This window comes from Sorangium sp. So ce321 (assembly GCF_051530195.1).
GTDB lineage: Bacteria > Myxococcota_A > Polyangia > Polyangiales > Polyangiaceae > Sorangium.
In genome coordinates, this window is record NZ_CP150329.1 from 12,560,017 (window position 1) to 12,579,049 (window position 19,033).

Annotated in this window: 9 protein-coding genes; 7 read left to right on the top strand and 2 right to left on the bottom strand. The window is 71.0% G+C overall.

Annotated elements, in window-relative coordinates; genetic code table 11:
• Positions 1–104: 104 nt before the first annotated feature.
• Together WME89_RS46610 and WME89_RS46615 are read right to left on the bottom strand one after the other, a co-directional pair.
• The gene (locus WME89_RS46610; protein WP_438006001.1) at positions 105–404 is read right to left on the bottom strand and encodes a DUF4288 domain-containing protein; all 300 of its coding nucleotides are present in this window, start codon (positions 402–404) and stop codon (positions 105–107) included.
• Positions 401–9,502, bottom strand: a complete 9,102-nt coding sequence (locus WME89_RS46615; protein WP_438006002.1) for a SpvB/TcaC N-terminal domain-containing protein — start codon at positions 9,500–9,502, stop codon at positions 401–403. Before WME89_RS46615 ends, WME89_RS46610 begins: the two co-directional genes overlap by 4 nt.
• A gap of 569 nt (positions 9,503–10,071) precedes the next feature.
• Here WME89_RS46615 and pheA point away from each other — a divergent pair.
• The 7 genes from pheA (at position 10,072) to WME89_RS46650 (ending at position 18,989) form a co-directional block, all read left to right on the top strand.
• A complete protein-coding gene (pheA, locus tag WME89_RS46620; protein WP_438006003.1) occupies positions 10,072–11,151 on the top strand; it encodes a prephenate dehydratase in 1,080 nt (359 codons plus the stop codon).
• 334 nt (positions 11,152–11,485) lie between these two features.
• Complete coding sequence (locus tag WME89_RS46625; protein WP_438006004.1) at positions 11,486–12,805, top strand: hypothetical protein; 1,320 nt, start codon at positions 11,486–11,488, stop codon at positions 12,803–12,805.
• A 156-nt stretch (positions 12,806–12,961) separates the two neighbouring features.
• On the top strand, positions 12,962–13,561 hold the full coding sequence (locus WME89_RS46630) for an RNA polymerase sigma factor (RefSeq protein WP_438006005.1): 600 nt from the start codon (positions 12,962–12,964) through the stop codon (positions 13,559–13,561).
• Positions 13,558–14,619 (top strand): tetratricopeptide repeat protein, encoded by a 1,062-nt coding sequence (locus WME89_RS46635; protein WP_438006006.1) that lies wholly within the window; start codon positions 13,558–13,560, stop codon positions 14,617–14,619. Before WME89_RS46630 ends, WME89_RS46635 begins: the two co-directional genes overlap by 4 nt.
• A gap of 69 nt (positions 14,620–14,688) precedes the next feature.
• Complete coding sequence (locus WME89_RS46640; RefSeq protein ID WP_438006007.1) at positions 14,689–15,732, top strand: hypothetical protein; 1,044 nt, start codon at positions 14,689–14,691, stop codon at positions 15,730–15,732.
• Positions 15,733–15,803: 71 nt separating this feature from the next.
• Positions 15,804–16,859, top strand: a complete 1,056-nt coding sequence (locus tag WME89_RS46645) for a hypothetical protein (RefSeq protein WP_438006008.1) — start codon at positions 15,804–15,806, stop codon at positions 16,857–16,859.
• A 60-nt stretch (positions 16,860–16,919) separates the two neighbouring features.
• Positions 16,920–18,989 (top strand): PEP/pyruvate-binding domain-containing protein, encoded by a 2,070-nt coding sequence (locus WME89_RS46650; RefSeq protein ID WP_438006009.1) that lies wholly within the window; start codon positions 16,920–16,922, stop codon positions 18,987–18,989.
• Positions 18,990–19,033 lie beyond the last annotated feature (44 nt).

The window sequence follows — 19,033 nt, forward strand, 5'->3', positions numbered from 1 at the left end:
GTAGCCGATGCGCAGCGGGCGTGGTGCAGCGATCACATGAACATCGACCACCGACTTGGCCACGAGCGGTGAGTTGGTTCGGAAGCGCGTTCTCTGCAGCGGGCCTACCTGCCGAGCTGGCCCTTCTTGAACATCCGCGAAAAGACTTCGACTCCACTCACAATTTCGGATTCACACAAATCCTGCAAATCGACAATTCCCTTGAATACCCATCGAACCGTTTTCCCATCGGGATTAGAATATGCATGCTCCAGCTCGACCCCAAGCGAATCTGCTACCATCTTGGCCGCATCAATATCATCCGCCTTTATTAGCCGAATACTCTCCTCGCACAAAGGCTCTTCGGAAGACTGGTCGTCGACCTCCGACTCAAAGAGCATGCACACCGAATACCAACCACTCATTTATTCTTCGTCTTCTCCAGAAGACGCTCCGATTGCTCAAGTATTTTCTTGGCAGTTTGAAGGGTTCTCTTCTCCGCACCACTCGCCGTGCGCAGGGCATCCTTGATGCCGTTCAGAGACTTGTCCAGGTGCTGGCCGGGGAATTCGCGTCGCAGGCTTCCTGGTAGGACCTCTCTTGCAGGCTTCGTAGGGTCGATCTTCGATGCTGCTCTGCTCGAGTTCTCGCCTTGCCTCTTCGACGGCTTCTGTGGTGGCTCCGCCGCCGCAGCTACAGCAGGCTTAGGAGGCTCCTTCGCCCCACCCCCACCCCCTGCTGGCGGCGGTGGCTGTGACGGCGGCGATGGCGCCGCGGCGTCCTGGGGTGTGTCCTCGGGTATGGGGAACGACTCGGGCGGCTTGGGGGTATTCCCGTTCGCAGCAGCATCAAAGATCAGGTAGCCCGCGTAGCCTATGGATCCTACAACGACCATACCAGCAACGACAACCTCTCCGACTGGCGTCGGTTCGGCCGCTGCAACGACAAGGACGGTGGCAATAAACTTCCGAGTCGCATCGTCGAACTGCCCGTTCAGATCAACTAGGACCACAGGGTTGTTGGACGCATACGTATACAGTCCCAGGTTGATTGGCCGATACGCCCCACCGTTGATCCTGCCGGCCATGTACTCTGCCAGCACCGGATCCGGGCTCAGCCACACCCCGAGCCGCGGCTCATAGCTCCGCGCCCCGTAGTAGTAGAGCCCCGTCGACAGATCGAGCTCCTTGCCGGTGAACAGGTACGGCTGCCGGTTCTGGAACCGCGAGTCCGTCTGGTCGGCCCACAGCTCCCCGCTCGGCAGGTACTCGACGTGCTGGCTCAGCTGCTGGTCCTGGTCGGTGACGTACTGCGTGCTCCCGAGCTGGTCCGGGTGGTAGTACAAGACCGGCGGTTCCTGGAACCAGTCGGCGTCGATCTTGCTCGCGATCCGCGTCTCCCCCGCGAACAGATGCTTCGTCGCGACCACTCCGTTGCGCACCACGAGGTGCTGGTCGACGTACGCCGTCTCCTCCTCCCCGGCGACGCGGTGCAGGTGCACGCGCCGCTCTCCGGCGCCGTCGTACAGCGCCCGCGACAGCTCCTGCCCGTTCTCGCTCACCGACACCAGGCGGCTGTCCTCGTCCCACCTCAAGACGCGTTGTGGACTCCTGCGGTACTTCCACTCGTTCTGGTTGCCGTTCGCGTCGTAGAACAGCTCCCGCAGCCGCGGCTGCGTCTCTGCCGGCACGAACTCGTCCACCTCGTTCGCCGCGTGCGGCCTCGGCCCGGTGTAGCGGTACTCGTTCCGGTACGTCCTCTCCCGGATCGGCTGGTCCAGCCGCCACTGCCCCGGGCCATTCGGCACGTACCGCGCGACCTCCTGCCCCTTCTTCTTCACGTTCCCGAGCACGTCGTACTCGATGGCCAGCGCGTACCGCTGCTGCTCGTTCCCCCGCTCCTGGTAGATCCCCGACGCCTCCGTCAGCTGGTTCAGGTCGTCGTACGCGAACCGCTGCTGCGTCCTCCCGACCATGACCGCCCCGCCGAGCGACTCGTCGAACGGCGCCTCGTTGTCGAGACCCAGCACGTTGCCCACCAGGTCGTACTCGTAACGCAGCCGCTGGAACGCCCGCGGCGCGCGCCCCATCGACCGCATCTGCGGCGTCTGATGGTCCGCGTCCACATGTGATAGCCGCCGCGTCGACTCTTCGTACCGGTACTTCGTCTCGACGCCGTTGCCCGCCACCACCCGCACCCGCTGCCCGAACTCGTCGTACCCGATGTGCCGCAGGTACTCCGTCGTCATCGGCTCGTCCGGGTGCTGCGGATTGACCCGCTGGTTCTCCCCCACCACAGAGACCACCGACCCGCCGCGGTCGTAACCGTAGCGCACGATCTCCTCACCACTCCCGGGGAAGTGGATCTCCTGCATCCGACCCAGCGAATCGAACACGTACTTCAGCGTTGCCTGGTACGGCCCCCGGTGCGGCTCGCGCAGCCGCGGGAACTCCGCCGCGAGCTCGGCCACGTTGCCGAAGCGGTCGTACCGGTAGCTCCGCGTCCCCGCCGCGCTCGTCTCCTGGCTCAACCGCCCCGCGCGGTTGCCCTGCGCGTCGCCGGCCTCCGCGGCGGCGCCGTACGTGTAGACCACGTCCTGCGTCACCGGATAGTCGATCTTCTTCAGCCGGCTGTAGTCGTATTCGTACCGGATCAGCTGACCGCGTAGCCCGAGCTCCGCCGTCTGCTTCGCGCGCAGGTTCCCGACCAGGTCGTACCGCCACTCCGTGCGGCCCGCGTCCGGGCTCACGAGCTCCACCATCCGGCCGACCGTGTCGTACGTCGCCGTCGTCGCGTTGTTGCGCGCGTCCGTCACCCGCACCAGCTCGCCCAGCGGGTTGTGCTCGTACCGCGTCACGATCTGCTGCTCGGCACCGGCGATCGTGTTCCACTCCTCCACCGCCGCGATCCGTCCGCCCACGTCCCGGTAGGTGTTACGCGACTTGCCGTTCGCGTCGATCACCGTCTCCTGGAACCGCAGCTGCCCTTCGAACTGCACCAGGTCTCGCTCGACCCACGTCTGCGCGTGCTCTTCCGTCTCGGTTGCCTTGGGGTCCGGCACCTCGACCAGCCGCGTCCGCGACAGCACGTCGTGCTGGAAGCGCGTGGCCCTCAGCATCTCCACGGCCGTGAACGTCGTGTCCGGCTCGGCGCTGAACACCGGCTGTCCCTGCTCCACCACCCGGTCGAGCGCGTCGAACGCCACCGCGCCGCTCACCGTCATCCCGATCTCGGTGCCCGTGCCCGTGTCGCGCTCCAGGTCCTTCTTGGTCTGGATCACCCGCCCGAGCCCGTCCGCGAACGTCACCGTCACGATCGGATCGCCCGGGTGCTCCTCGTCCTTGTGGCTCGTCTTCGCCCACGCCGGCAGCGCCGCCGACTGATCCGGCTGGAGCGCGTACTCGAACCCGATCGCCGGCTCGCCCTCTCCGTCGAGGTCCTCCTCGCTCCAGATCTTGCCCGGCGTGCATCCGACCGGAATCGCCTCCTCCCCCGCGAGATCGCCGGGTCCCCAGACCCCGATCAGCCGGCCGAAGTCGTCGTATCGGTGCACCATCGTGTGCCCGTTGAGATCCGTCTCCTGCGCGACCGTGCCGAACAGGGGGTTGGGCACGCTGTTCGAGCGGTATCCGAAGCTGTCGGTCACGCACGTGCGGTAGCTCTGTGTTACCGCGTCGTAGCCGTAGGTCAGCGTGTAGCTGCTCGGATCGGTGAAGGTCTCGAGGTTGCCCAGCTCGTCATAACCGAAGTGCCAGGTCGCCTCGTCGGCCGCATACGGCGAGCCGTCCGGCCGCTTGCCCCCGGTGATGACGTTCGTGAGCGTCTCGAGCGCGCCTGTCCCGGGCCAGTACGTCGCGGTGCGCTCGCGCAGCACGCGGTCCTCCGCGTCGGCCGTCCGGACGAGCTTCGGCTTCACGAAGTAAGGAGCGTCGTCCTGCTCGTACTCGACGTGGTGGTGCACGTCGTCCGCCGCCGTTCCTTCCTCGCCGTAAGCAAACACGTCGGTGAGGTTCCCGAGGTCGTCGAAGAACCGCGTCTCCCGCGTGCTCTTGTGAACCGCCTCCGGGTCGTCCGTGGTCCCCTCGTAGAACGCGCCCCTGCGCTCCGTCTCCCTCGGGAAGAACCACCCGTTCGCCGCGATCTGCGCCAGGTCGACCGGCAGGTAATCGACCTCCTCCACCGTGTAGAGCATCCCGTCGCCGTCGCGCAGCGTCGAGCGCGCCACCAGCCCACGCCGGTAGACGTCCTCGTTCTCGTACTCGACCTCCTCGATCGACATCGCGGCGACGCCGTCCTCGCCGAGCGCCGTGGTCGCGACGCGCCTGTAGCCGAGATCCACGCGCTCGTCGCGGTGGTACACCCCGTCCCCGTACGTCTCGATGCGCGTCCGGTACGTGTGCACCCCGTGCGCGCCGCTCACGCCTTCCAGGCCGTCGTGCACGACCACATCGCTCAGCACCCACTGGCTCGACGGCATGTCGACCGCCGCCGTGCGATCGTCGATCTCCGTCCCCGCATCATCCACGGGCAGCCCGCTCTCGTCCACCGGCGCATTCCCCGGGACCTCCCTCGGCACGACCAGGTTGCCTTCGCGCCGATAGTCGATCTCGACGCTGCCCCCCAGCGGCCGGTGCACCCGCCAGAGCAGGTTCGCCTTGCCGATCGTGTTCCTCCGCGCCCGTACCGCGCTGTCGCCTTCCCGCTTCAGCACGTGGTCGGCCAGCCCGTCGCCGTCGATATCCTCGAACCCGAGGTGCGACGCGCCGGTTCCCTCGGAGTAGTAGACCGACCCGCCGACGCAGACGAAGTAACAGACCTGCAGCGACACGCTGCCGTCGTGGCTCTCCGACCGCCGGAAGCCCACCGCATCGCCGCTGCCCATAAACGCGTACTCCCGCGGATCGAGCTCCACCTCCCAGCTGCCCGCGGGCCATTGCTCCTCTGCCGCGAACCGGTCGCCCAGGTTCAGCTGCACCCGGAAGGACGTCTCCGCCGGATCCTTCATCACCTTGTCCGGCAGCCCATCGCCGTTCACGTCCACGAAGTCCACGATCGTGCGCGCCGTCGTGCGCGTGTATCCGATCCCCGCGCCCACGCTCGCGCTCACACCGCCGCTGGAGCCGCCTGCGTTCGCCCCGAGCCCGATGCTCTGCGCGCCCGTGTCCTCCAGCCGCACCGCCTCCAGGCCCGCCGCGTCCGTGAAGAAGCCCAGCACCTCGCCGAGCGCATCGTTCAGCGCGCCCGCGTTGAAGCCGGCCTTGTTGAATCCGTCCCGCTGCCACGGCACCGGGTCCGTGAACCGGTAACCGAGGTTCAGCGCCACCGTCATCTGCCCGCTCTCGGGGTTCTGCGTCACCTGATCGACCAGCCCATCGCCGTTGATGTCGAGCAGCTCCACGTGCGCCGCCGACAACCCGTAGCTGGTCCCGGCGCTGAAGCTCGTGCGCAGGTATCCTTGCGAGCGCCCCCGGCTGTCGGTCTTGTTGAGCGTCTGCTCCTCTTCGTTCCCCGCGCTGAACGTGAGCGACGCGAGGTCGCCGCTCAGCCGCACCGTCCGGTGCTCCACCCGCCGCAGCGCGTCCGGCAGCGAGAACGACGCGCTCGAACCGAACCCCTTGCCCGTGTTCAGCACCGCGCCCGCGCGCGTGACGCTGTCCGGGTAGCGGTCGCCGTTCAGATCGATCAGCTCCAGATCCGTCGTCGTGCTGCCGAAGCTGTAGCCTCCTCCCACGGGGCCTGCGCCCGCCGTGAGCTCCGCGTTCCACGTCTCCGCATACCGCACGCTGCCCCGCTGCGGCCGCCCCGAGAGCCGCCCCACCACCGACGGCAGCACCCGGTCGCCGCCCACGAACGCCTCCGATGCCGCCGCGCCCCACACCGGCGCGCCTCCCTCCGGCGAGAGCGGCACCGCGAGCGTGAAGCCGCGCTCGGGGTCGCGCGTCGGGAACAGGATGTCCGCCTCGGAGAACGCGCGGTCTCCGTTCATGAAGCCGATCGACCAGCCGTGGAACCCGCCCGCCGTCGGATCCTGCGGCGCCCCGTCAATCAGCGTCTCGGACGCCGCGTCGGGCACGAGCAGGGCGACCGGCACCGCCACCCCGTCGATCGCCGCGCTGCTCAGGCCCGCGCTGCTCCCGGGCGATCCATTCGAGTAGAGCGAGACGTAGATCGGCTCACCGGCCTGCACCTCCAGGTCCACCGCCAAGGGGAACGCGGTTCCGGCGATGCTCGGCGCCACATACGACTGCTTGTGCAGCAGCCGGTGTACGCCCTGGACCAGCAGCGTCAGCGGTTGAGCCAACGTGCTCGTCCCCGGCACCACCACCGTTCCTTCCAGCCGCGCCGTCCCCGTGTGCGTCGCGATCCAGGGCGTGCGCCGCGTCCCCGGCGTCCACCGCTGCACGGGCATCGCCACGTACGGCCGCTGCTGGATCAACGCCACCGGCATCGCCGCGTCCTCGGCCGTGTCGCTGTCCAGCTTGCAGCCGGCGCGCCCGTTCGGCTGGATTGCGCACTGCACCGGCCCGCAGCGCCGCTCGCCCGTCTGCCGATCCGCGCGGCAGTAGGTCCGGTATTCGACCGTTGGCGCCCATGCGATGCGCGCCGGGTCGTCGGGCACGTCCGACTTCACCCGGAACCACAGCCGATCGCCCTCCTTCACCTCGACCAGGCCGTCCGCGTCCCCGTGGAGACGCCCCGCGAGCGCCAGCACCCCCGCATCAGCGCTCACGACTTCCTCGTCCATGACGCTGTGGAACGCGCCCTCGCTCTCCCGCGCGATCGAGACCCGCAGCTCATCGCTCGTCGACCCCTTCACCAGATCGCCCGTGATGCTCACGAGGCCGTCCGACGACGCGACCCACGGCACCTCGGGTCGTCCCCCGAGCCGATGGTCCTCCCTGTACTCGAACCGATGGATGGGCCGGCCGTCCGGCCCCACCTGCCCGAGCAGCTCCTCGCTGACCTCGTAGGTGATCGACGGGCTCCACGACAGCAGGTCGGACGCCGTGTTCACCACCCGCTCCGGGTCGATCTCGGGCGCCGCGCTCACCCGGAAGTAGAGGCGATCGCCCGCGAGCACGTGTACCGAGAGCGGCGCGCCCCCGCAATCGCCCGCGCCCACCGTGCACGGCCCGAGTTCGTCCGGACCGAAGGCGTGGCTGAACAGCGGCGGCAGCTCCCCATTGCGCACGAGCTCCACGCGCAGCCCGTCGCCCCCCGCCTCCTGCTTCTGGAGCGTGCCCCCGATGCGGACGTCCCCCTCGAACGGCGCGGTCCACCGGAGCATCGGGTCGGCCGGATGGAAGTCCGCGCGCGATGCCAGCGCGAAGTCCGCGCGGCCCGGCGGCGCGCCGTTATCGATGTTCCCCCAGTCCCTCACGCCCTGGAACCCGCCGCGCCGATCGTTGATCGCGACCTGGAGCTGTCCGACGTCCCCGACCGACACGAGATCAGGGAACCCGTCGCCGTTGAGATCCGAGACGACCCGCTCGTCTTCCGCCCGGCTGCGCGTGTACGCCGCCGACGCGCTGAGCGCATCGCCCACGTTGATGCCCGCGTGAACGCTCCATCCCGAGGTGTCCGTGAGCCCGAGATCGTCGGCGTCGAGCCCGCTGAAGTGGAACGGATCGAAGTGATCCTCGTCGGGGAGGCGCAGCAGGTTGCGCAGCGCGTCCCCGCCGTCACTGGCGAGGTCGGGCAACCCGTCGCCGTTCAGGTCGAGCAGGCTGGCGCGCGTCGTCTGGTTGCCGCTGTACCCGCCGCCGCCCACGCTGACGATGCCGAGGAGCCCCACCGACACGCTGCCGCCGAAGGTCGAGTCCTCCGTGCGCGACAGGCCGTTCTGAGACCCCACCTGTCCCCACGTCTGGGCGTCGGCCGCGAACGCCGCGGGCTGCCCGGACGCCGTCCGCGGCGCCGTGAAGTACTCGAACGCATGGCGATAGAGCTCCTCGCTCGTGAGCGTCCCGTCGGCGTCGCGGCTCCCCTTGCCGCGGACCGCGATCGCCTGGAGCAGGCTCTTGCCGAAATCACCCTGGGTGTATTCGAGCGCGTAGCTGCGGATGACCGTCTCGCCAAACCGCACGTCCACGCGCCTGAGCCGCTCGCTGGTCTGCTCCACGAAGCCCGGCCTGCCGTTCAGCATCACGTCCAGGCGTCCGCCCTCCGAGATGAAGTCGACGGCATAGGCCGCCTCGACGCCCTGCGACGAGTTGGCCGTGTACTCGATGCGCTCGGGGTGCACCTCGATGCGCGGCGCCGGGCCCGCGGGGTCAGCCCGGCGCGCATGGCGGACGAGCATCTGATTGCCGAACGTGTCGCGGACCTCCTCCAGGTACCAGCGGAACACGTTGCGCGGGCGGTTCGGGTCCGGATCGTCGAGTCGCGCGGTCGCGCTGCGCCCGTAGACATAGGTCGTCCCGCTCTTGTCGGTGACCTCCCAGTGATAGCTGTCCGGCCCGGTCCCGTGGCGCAGGATCCGCGCGAAGCGTCCCTCCACCCGCTGCCGGTAAACCTGCGGCTCGCTCGACGCGTCGCCGATCCGCACGAGCTCACTCCCATCGAGCGCATAGCGCTCCTCGTCCGTCGCGTACGTCGGGACGCCGAAGCGCGTGTCGATCTCGATGCTCGACAGCCGCAGGTCCCAGCCCACGCCGAGCCACCCGTTGCGGCGCTCGCTGTCGTAGCCGATGGCGATCGACGGTTGCATACCATTGCGCCCCGGCGGGACCTCGATCGGGTGGCTCAGATGCGCCGAGCCGCTCGAGCTCGCCTCGGGCGGCGCGATCAGCGCCACGCCGGCGAACGGACTGCCGAGCGCGAGCCCCTTGATGCTGCTCGGATCGAACGAGCGTGCGCCCGGCGCGTCGGGCATCGCCAGCGTCGCGTTGATGAAATCGGTGAAGTGGTCGGTCAGGCTCGCCAGCTTGCCCTTCGCGGCCTCGCCTTCCCGCTCGACGCGCTGCCAGGTGCCGAGCGCCTCGTCGAAATAGAAGCCCATCACGTGCTGCGCCGTCATCCCCGGCGGGATCGCGTGCTCGTCATAAGGCAGCGTCAGCCGCACCGGCTTCTTGAACCGGAGCCCGTGCGGCCCGAAGCGATAGGCCTTTCCGCCGGGCGTGACATTGACCATCGCGCGCCCCATCGGCTGCACCTCGCCCAGGGGCAGCGGGCGGATCGTGATGCGGACCGGCTCGTCCACCGCGCCCTGGGGGATCTCCAGCACGGCGCCCTCGAACGCCACCACGCGCGCCTGGTCGGGGAGCACCATTTCTCCATAGGGCGCCCCCACGTCCTCGATCAGCGGCGCGTCGACTCGAGGCCCGAGCAACAGGCCCCCGACACCGTCGCTCGGCAGCCGCAAGGGAATCGTGGAGAGCGCCACTCCGCCGCTCGGCGGCGACTGCGGCGAAGGCGGCAGGTCGAGAGGCCGCGCCAGCGCGAGGCCCTCATGCCCCCGCCCGAGCAGCAGCACCACCGCACAGAACACTGCGAGACGATAGAACCAGCCCGCCTGTCGCATTCGAGATACTCCCGACGCAAGGTCCGTTGAATTCGCGACCAGGTATCCACGGCAGAGCGCAACGTGTCAACACCCGCTCGATAACAAGCAATTACAGGGCGCCCTCTCCTCGCCGGCCGCATCCCCGCGCATGCTGCGCCCGCCAATCGGCGCAGCAGCATTCAGACGCGCAGCCGCGTTGAACACCGTTGACATCTCTCTCAACAGCACCCCTCAACCGGTCACGCTCGACATTCCTTCTGCGCGCCGTATCCCGCATCTGGCATCCTATCGCTCCCGCGCCCGCCCCTATCGCGCTCACGCCCGCCCCTATCGCGCTCACGCCCGCCCCTATCGCGCTCACGCCCGCCCCTATCGCTCCCGCCAGGAGCCCTCTCTCTCCTTCGCCCTTGCCGGTTTTCTCTCTCCCCTCGGCTCCGCGCGTCGAGCCCGCACGGATGCCGCTTCGCCCCTGACGCGCGTCTCCGTCGCGCGCGTTCCGCGCGTCCCCGGCGCCGAAGCGAGCCTTGCGAAGCGACGCCCCCTGCGCTTTGATGGCCGCCAGTCTCATCGCGAGGTGGAAGAAGCTCATGGCGACCCTGGACGAGCTCCGTGTGCGCATCGACAGCATCGACGATCGGATCCTCGAGCTCCTCGCCGAGCGGGCCGAGGTGGCCGTCGAGGTCGCGCACACGAAGCGCGCCGCGAACGCAACGCAGTTCCACGACCCGGAGCGCGAGCGGCGCGTGCTCACCCGGCTCCAGGCGAAGGGCGCGGGCCGCTTCCCGCGCGACGCCATCCGGGTCGTCTTCCGCGAGGTGATGAGCGCCTGCCTGTCGCTCGAGGAGCCGATGAAGGTGGCCTTCCCGGGGACGGAGGGCGCCTTCGCGGAGGTCGCGGCGCGGCACCTGTTCGGGCTGGCCGCGCGCTACCGCGAGACGGGCACCATCGAGGGCGTCTTCGACGCGGTGCGCGCAGGGGAGGCCGCGTGCGGCGTCGTCCCCGTCGAGAGCTCCACGGACGGCTCGGTGACCCTGACGGCGGACGCCCTGATCGAGAGCGATCTCCAGATCCGGCAGGAGCTCGTGCTCGACGTCGCATACTGCCTGTTCAGCAAGGCGGAGGGGCTGAGCGGCATCACGCGGGTGCACGGGCACTCGCACGCGCTGTCGCAGTGCCGCCTCTGGCTCGCGAAGCACCTGCCCGGCGCGCAGATCATCCAGACGGTCTCCGCCGCCGCCGCCGCGCACGAGGCCGTCGGCGACCCGGCCGCGGCCGCGGTAGGCAACCGCGGCGCGGGCGAGCTCTACGGCCTGCCGCTCCTGCGCGAGCGCATCCACGACCGCCCCGAGAACGCGACGCGCTTCATCGTCATCGCCCCGGGCGACGCCCCGCCCACGGGCACCGACAAGACATCGCTCGTGTTCTCCGTGCAGGAGGAGCCCGGCGCGCTCCGCCGCGTGCTCGCCATCTTCGACGACGCCGCCATCAACCTGACGAGGATCGAGTCGCGCCCGAGCCGGCAGAAGCACTGGGACTACGTCTTCCTCGTCGATCTGGAGGGGCACCGGAGCGACCCGCGCGTGGGCGAGGCCATCGAGCGGCTGCGCGCCCGCTGCGAGATGGTGAAGGTGCTCGGGAGCTACCCGCGCTCGACCGGCGCGCGCTGACGCGGCGGCGCCGCGGGACGCCCGCGGCGCCCGGGCCCGGCGCCAGCGGGGGCGCGCCCCGATCCCGCGGGCCGAGGAGCGCTCTCCCGCCTGCTCGAACAGCGCGTCGCGCAGGCAGCCTCGCCCCTCCGGCATCGGCGCACGCGGGCCCTGTCGTCGCATGCGGGCTCCGTCCCCGCGCTGACCCGAGCGAGCTCCCATGAAGGCGGGAAGATCATTGATTTTTCCACCTCGCCTTCCCGTGTTCATGGGCAGATCTGCCCATCACCTGAGCTCGCCAGGCGCCATCGTCTCGATGGTGCCCCGGCCTGGTTGATGTTATTTTCCGCAGCCCGTGCCGGCTGCTTCGCTCGCGCTCGCCCTCCGCGCTGCCCGAACGGCCGCGAGCGCGGCCGCCTGCGCGCTCCTCGCCCTGCCGGCCGCCGCGGCGGACGCGCCCCGCGCCGCCCGCGAGCCGCTGCTCGTCCTCGCCGCCTGCCCGAGCGCCGACCGCACCGACAAACGCGCCGTCGACCTCGTCGCGGCCCACGTGCGCCCCCTCGGCGTCCGCCTCCAGATCGTCCACCCCGACGCGCCGAGGCCCGCGCTGCAGAGCCTCCTCCCCGAGGCCCGCGCGCTCGCCGAGGCGTGGGACGCGCGGGGCGTGCTCTGGATCGACGCGGGATCGAAGGGCGAGCTCGCCCTGTACGTGGTCGAGCGCGACGGCAATCAGATCTACGGCCGCCGGATCCCGGTCCCGCCCGGACAGACCGCCACGGCCCTCGAGTCGCTCGCCAACATCGCCGGCGCGGTCGCCGAGGAGCTCCGCGAGGGCCACGTCGCCGGCATGGCCCGGGTGGACGTCGCCGCGGCCGCGCCGGACACCGCGGCGCTCGCGCCCGAGGCGGCCCCCGCGCCCGCCGCGCCGCCTGACAGGCCCGACGACGCCCCGCCGCGCCCGCGGGCGCCCGCGGTCCTCCAGCAGGGCGCCCGCCGCGAGCCGGGCCGGCTGCCCACGCTCGCCCTCCTCGCGGGCTACTCCGGCGCGAGCTTCGGCGGGGAGGCGCCCTGGCAGAGCGCCGCCGCGCTCCGCGCTTCCTGGGCGCCGGTGGACCGCGCCGTGCTCGGCCTGGGCTACGAGCTGGTCCCCTCGACCTCCGTCGGCGACGAGCGGTTCGCCTTCGACCTCGTGCGCCACCCGGTGAGCACGAGCGGCCAGCTCCGGTTCCGCCTCCCGCTCGGCCTCGACCTGCAGGTCGGCGCGCGCGCCAGCGTCGATGTGGTCCAGCGCGTCCCGCAAAGCGGCACGCAAGCGTCGGACTCGCCGGCGCAGGAGCCGCTGCAGGCCCCGCCGCCCCGGCCGCCGTACCCCCCTCCCTGGATGTGGCCGCCGCGGGCGACATGGCCGCGGATGGCCCCGCGGCAGCTGCCGCCGCCGGAGGCCCAGACCGATGTGCTGTTCAGCGTCGCGCCGGTCGCGGAGCTCGGCTACCCGCTCACCCCGTGGCTGCGCCTCAAGACCATGCTGGGCGTCGACTTCCTCCTGACGCGGCCCGACGCCTCCGTGCACCCGGGCCTCGCGCTCCAGCCCGATCCGGTGCGGATCCTCGCCGGCATGGGGCTGGAGCTCGGCCTCGCCCTGCCGTCCGCGCCGGCGGCCGCGCGCGCGCGATGAGCGCCCGGGCGGCGTGACCCCTCGCGGAAAGAAAATTGACCCGGTTCGGGCCCGTCGCCGCACCAGATCGCGGCGATGGACGCTGAGCAGACACGCGCTCTTGGCGCGATTGGCGCGAACCTCGGGTCGCTGCCCGAGCCGCGCCTGGCCTGCGCCATGACGCGCCCCGCTCCCGCCCCGTCACCCGCCGCGCCCGTGCCGCTCGACCTCGAGCGGATGCGCCGCGCCGGCGCGGGCGACCCGCAGGCCCAGGCCTGGCTCATGACGCACGTCATGGGGCGGGTCCGCCGGATCGCGCGGGCGTTCCACCGGAGCTCGGCCGACGCCGACGACGCCGCGCAGCTCGCGCTGCTCGCGATCCTCGAGGGCGCCTCGACGTACCGCGGCGAGGCTGCCGTCGAGGCCTGGGCCAGGCGCATCGCCGTCCGGACGATCCTCCGGCACGTCAAGCAGCAGCGCCGGGACGGCGCGCCGGCCGCGCCGGAGAGCGCGATCGACGAGGAGATCGCCCAGGCGCCGCACCAGCCCCCGTTCGAGGCCCTCCCGCGCGAGGCGCGCGCGTACCTCGAAGCGCTGCCGGAGGCGCAGCGCGACGTGATCATCCTGCACCACGCGCTCGACTACTCCATCGAGGAGATCGCTCGAATGACCGACGTCAGCCCCGATACGGTGAAGAGCAGGCTCCGCCTCGGCATCGGCGCGCTCCGCAAGCAGGTGCGCCAGGACATCGCCGTCGGCAGGAAGAGGACAGCATGACAGCGACGCCAAAGTCCGAGTTCGACCTGGACCGCCTGCCCGCGATCCTCGCCGCGGAGGCGCGCGGCGAGCCGATCGGCCCGGAGGACGCGGAGCTCCTCCGCCGCGCCGAGCAGGACGACCCCGAGCTCCGCGGCGAGGCGCCGCTCTGGGCGGCGCTCGGCAAGCTCGGCGACCCGCGCGGCGAAGGCCGGGAGCTCAGCGACGCCGCCCTGCTGGAGCGGGTGCTCGCGCGCGCCCACGGCGAGCCCGCGCCGGCGAGCAGGCCGCGGCCGCGCGCGGCGCCGCGGCCGGCGCTGCGGCGCGGGCTGGCGGGGTCGATCGCGGGCGTGGCCGTCGCGGCGACCCTGCTGGCCGCGCTCGCGGCGGAGCTGATCGACGGGCCCGCAGAGGCGCCGCCGCCCGCGCCGGGCGGGAACGAGATGCTCGATCCGAGCGGCGCGCCGCGCGCGGCGCCGGGCCTACCCGCGCCCGCGCCGCCGGCAGAGCCCTCGCCCGGCGCGGCGGACGAGCCCGCGGCCGCTGGCGCGGCGGACGAGCCCGCGGCCGCTGGCGCCAGCGCGACGGCGGGCGAGCCGCCGCGCGGCGCCGGCGCGGCGGCGAACGGGCCTGCGGCCGCCGGCGGCGTCGAGGCCCGCGAGCGCGCCCCGCAGCCCCCCAGGCAGGGCGCGGAGGAGGGCGCGATGAGCGCCGAAGCGCTGCTCGTGCGCGCGCAGTCCCGGCTCGGGCAAGGCAAGAGCGCCGAGGCCAGCGCGGCCTACCGCGCCCTGCTCGCGCAGCACCCGTCCAGCCCCGAGGCGCGGGCGGCGCTGGTCTCGCTCGGGCAGATCTCGCTCCAGCAGGGCAAGGCCGCGGAGGCGCTCGGCTACTTCGAGCGCTACCTCGCCGGCGCCGGCCCCCTCGCCGCGGAGGCCCGGGTCGGGCGGGTGCAGTGCCTGCGCCGCCTCGGGCGAGCGGCCGACGAGCGCGCGGCCATCGCCGACTTCCTCTCCCGCCACGGCGAGAGCGTCCACGCGCCGCGGCTGCGCGCGCGCCTCGACGAGCTCGGCAGCAGGTGAGCGCCCGGGGCTGACGCCTTCAAAAAAAATTGACCCGGCATCTCGCGACGTCACCACCTGATCACCGAGATGTCGCGAAAAGTTCTCTCGATTGTAAAAATCCTTTCCAAAGGCGCGTCGCGCGCCGGCGTCCTTGGCGGGGTGCTGAGCCTCCTGTCCCTCGGCTGCTCGAGCAAGGCGGACGACGGCACCGGCGCTCCGGACGCCGGTCCCCCGGACGGAGCCCCGGATCAGGGAGGAGAGACGGGCGACCCCATGCGCCTCATCGGCGCCTTCCAGGTGCGCTCGCTGCCCGACACGTCCGCGGCGGAGGCGTCCGGCAGCACGTCGGTGATCGGGAAGATCTACGACGGGCCCACGCCCTCCCAGGTCGTCTGGGAGGTGCAGGCCGAGGAGGGGAGTTGCAAGCTCCTCACGCCGCGCGTCCCGTTCTGCAACCAGCCCTGCGGGGGCAGCGCCGTCTGCGTGGAGGACGACACGTGCCAGGCCTACCCGAGCGCGCACAGCGCCGGGGCCGTGACGGTCACCGGCTTGAACCTCGAGTCGGCAGAGGCGTCGATCGTGATGACCCCCACGGCGAACAACTACCAGCCTCCCGCCGGCGTGAAGCTCCGCTACCCGCCCGCCGACGAGGGCCAGCCGGTCCGCCTCGAGGCGAGCGGCGATTACTTCGGCGCCTTCACGCTGGAGGCCAAGGGCGTGAGCCCCCTCGAGCTCCTGAGCGACGCGATCGAGCTCAAGCCCGACCAGGCCGTGCAGCTCGAGTGGACCCCGCCGGGGCAGGCCGGCATCTCCACGATCCACGTGAAGCTCGATGTAAGCCATCACGGCGGCACGAAGGGGATGATCGAGTGCGCCGCCGACGACGCCGGCGCCCTCGAGCTGCCGGCGTCGCTCGTCACGCAGCTGCTCGACCTCGGCGTCGCCGGCTTCCCGACCATCATCGTCACGCGCAGATCCGTGGGCTCCACGACGATCGCGCCCGGCCGCATCGACCTCGTGGTCTCGTCGCAGATCGAGCAGGCGGTGGTGATCGCGGGGCTCACCTCGTGCAGCGACACCTCCGAGTGCCCCGAGGGCCAGACCTGCCAGGCCGATCTCACCTGCAAATGAGCCTCGCCGATCCCCGGCGAGGTCGACGACGTAGCTTGACCCTTTCTTGACCCGATGAGGAGACCGACATCATGACACGCACCTATCGTCCTTTGCTTCTCCCCCTCGCCCTCGCGCTGCTCTCGCCCGTGGTCGGCTGCTCCGGCTCGGACGCGGAGTCGTCGAGCGACGGAGCGACCGGCACGTCGTCGAGCTCGTCAGGCGGCGGCACCACCACCAGCGGCGGCGGCACCACCACCAGCGGCGGCGGCGCCACGACCGGCGGCGGCGGCACGTCGACCAGCGGCAGCGCCACCGCGACGAGCGGCGGCGGCACCACCACGAGCGGCGGCGGCACGACCGAGAAGTTCAGCTTCTTCGTGACGAGCCTCGTCGCCATGCAGGATCTGTCGGGCTCCCAGGACGGCTTCGGGGGCGACTTCCGCTTCGGGGAGACGGGCCCGGGCGCCGGCCTCCGCGGCGCGGACAAGATCTGCGCGACGATCGCCGAGCGCAGCCTCCCGGGCGCGGGGGGCAAGACGTGGCGCGCGTTCCTGAGCGCCGTGGCAGGAGAGGACGGCAATCAGGTCAACGCGATCGACCGGATCGGCGAGGGGCCCTGGTACGACCGGCTCGGGCGGCTGGTCGCCAACAACAAGGAAGAGCTGCTCAACGACCGTCCCGTCGCGGCCGACGAGGCGATCATCGACGATCTGCCGAACGAGGACGGCGTCCCCAACCACCAGCCCGACCCGAGCCAGCCCGAGGTGGACAACCACGACATCCTGACGGGGACCAACGACGAAGGGAAGCTCTACAGCGCGACGGCGACGTGCAAGGACTGGACGAGCGCGGCGGGCACCGAGGCCGAGGGCAGGCCGCGCGTCGGTCACTCGTGGCCGAGGAACTTCGGCGGCGGCTTCCCCGGCGGCGGAGGCCCCGGCGGGTCCAGCGGGTCCGGAGGCTTCCCCGCAGGCGGAGGCCCCGGCGGCGACATCAACATGGCCAACTGGATGTCGTCCCTCGACGAGGCGGGGTGCGCGCCGGGCATCAACCTCCTGGAGCAGGGCGGACCGCTGCCCGGCACGACCACCGTCGGCTCCGGCGGCGGATACGGCGGGATCTACTGCTTCGCGCTGACGCCCTGACGCAGGCTCCCCCCGGCGCGCGCCCCCCCCTCGGTCAGCTTACTTGTCTCTGGAGGACTCATGTACGAAGGCACCCGCATCACGTCCATCCTCGCGCTCGCGCTGGGCTCCGCCCTGCTGCCGGCGGCGTGCAGCAGCAGCGGCAGCCCGGACGACCCCGGCGCGGTCGTGGAGGTCTGCGAAGGCACGAACCAGGACGGATCGACGGAGTTCCTGAAGCGCGTCGGGTGCGGCGCGGACTTCGAGGCGCTCGCGTCGGAGCCCGTCGACGCCAGCCTGCCCGGCGCGCGGTCGGTCAAGGTCGTCATGGATCAGGCCGACCAGAACGCGCTGTATTTCCAGAACAGCGTGCTCTACCGGATCCATTACGACTTCGTATCGAAGCACCTCTCCGGCGACGGGCTGCCCTACGTCCCTGCCCTGGCCGAGTTCAACGCGACCGAGTACTTCACGCCGGACCGCCGCTTCGTCCTCGGCGCGGTGACGCACTACGAGGGCCCCGACGTGTGGGCGCTCGAGCTCTCCCCGTACGACACCGCGTCCGCGGACATGATCGCCGCCCTGTTCAAGGCGGTCCAGGCGGCGTCCTTCTTCGGGTCGAAGCTCGCCTTCCACCCGACGTCGGAGGCCGTGGCGGTCGAGGCGCAGAAGCTCCCCGCCGACATCCCCGTGGTCAGCACCGGCGATCTCTACGCCGGCATCGACTACCAGCCGCTCTCGCTGGGCAAGGCGATGGGGCGGCTCCACTTCGCCAAGGCGGCAGATCTCGACTCGGAGTACCTGTCCCACCAGGACATCGTCGTCCTCGACGAGGCGCCCAACGACATCTCGGTCGTCCAGGGGATCATCACGGAGGAGTTCCAGACGCCGCTGTCGCACGTCAACGTGCTCTCCCAGAACCGGCGCACGCCCAACATGGGGCTGCGCGACGCGATGAGCAACCCGGAGCTGCTCGCGCTGAAGGACAAGCTGGTCGAGCTCACCGCCGAAGCGTCGTCCTGGAGCGTCCGCGAGGTCACCGAAGAGGAGGCCGAGGCGTTCTGGGAGGCGCACAAGCCGAAGCCCGTCACGCTCCCCGAGCTGGACCTGACGGTCACCGATCTGCGCGACCTCGAGGAGGTGACCCCCGAGCCGGCAGACGGCGAGTCGCTCCGGGACGCGATCAAGAAGTCCGTCCTCGCCTTCGGCGGCAAGGCGGCCCACTACTCCATCCTGGCCAGGACCCCTGATGTCCCGATCCAGAAGGCCTTCTCGATCCCTGTCTACTACTACGACCTGTTCATGAAGACGAACGGGTTCTACGACGAGATCGAGGCGCTGCTCGGCGACGCGAAGTTCAACACCGACGTCGCGACCCGCGACGAGAAGCTGAAGGCGCTCCGCGACGCGATGAAGAGCGCGCCCATCGACGCCGACTTCCAGGCGCTCCTCAAGGCGAAGATCGAGGCCGAGTACCCGGGGCACCCGATGCGCTTCCGCACCAGCACGAACAGCGAGGATCTCGACGGGTTCCCGTGCGCCGGCTGCTACGACTCGAACACAGGGGATCCGGCCGACTGGGAGGACGTCCTCGACGCCATCCGCAAGACGTACGCGAGCGCCTGGAAGCTCCGCACCTTCGATGAGCGCACCTATTACGGCATCGATCACAGGACGATCGGAATGGCGCTGCTCGTGCACCACAATTTCCCGGACGAGGAGGCGAACGGCGTGGCCGTGACCAACAACCCGTTCGACCCCTCCGGCGTCCAGCCTGCCTTCTACGTCAACGTGCAGGCGGGCGGCGACGTCGAGGTGGTGGCCCCGCCCGCCGGCGTGACGAACGACGAGTTCCTCCACTTCTTCAACCAGCCCAACCAGCCGATCACCTACCTGACCCACTCGAGCCTCGTGCCAGAGGGCCAGACGGTCCTCACGGCGGCGCAGGTCCATCAGCTCGGCCTGGCGCTCGACGCCATCCACACCCGGTTCTCCCCCGCTTACGGGCCCGCGGCGGGCAACAGCGCCTGGTACGCGATGGACATCGAGTTCAAGTTCGACGACGACGCGAGCCCGGGCGAGCCGCCGACGCTCTACATCAAGCAAGCGCGCCCCTACCCCGGCCGCGAGGCCGCCGCGGAGGCGCAGTGAGGCGGGCGCGGCGGGGCGGGCCGCGCCGCGCCGCGCCCGCGATC